Raw genomic sequence first — 265 nt, 5'->3', positions numbered from 1 at the left:
ATTCGCTTTTTACTTCTAAGCCTTAGACAACAGAATCATCAGATCCGAATTATCATCCACCAAATCATCAAGATTGCATTTATCTAACTCTGCTAAGAATGCTTCTTTGGCGTTATGCAGGTAGCTTTTAAGGCGGCAAGCCGGGGTAATATGGCAAAATTCGGGGGAGCAATTGATGACTTTCAGTGGTTCTAGTTCTCTGATTACATGCCCTATATTTATTTCACTCGCAGGCTTATTCAGCCTGATGCCACCATTCTTACCT

1 protein-coding gene is annotated in these 265 nt (G+C 41.1%); it reads right to left on the bottom strand.

From position 1 onward, the window contains the following. Positions 1 to 15 precede the first annotated feature (15 nt). The coding region (locus AB4585_RS27920) for an Rrf2 family transcriptional regulator (protein WP_372172009.1) at positions 16 to 265 on the bottom strand (250 nt) is incomplete at its 5' end.

This window comes from Vibrio sp. 10N.222.49.C9, assembly GCF_041474985.1.
In the GTDB taxonomy this organism is placed as follows: Bacteria; Pseudomonadota; Gammaproteobacteria; order Enterobacterales; family Vibrionaceae; genus Vibrio; species Vibrio crassostreae_C.
This window is presented reverse-complemented; position numbering and strand designations above follow the sequence as displayed.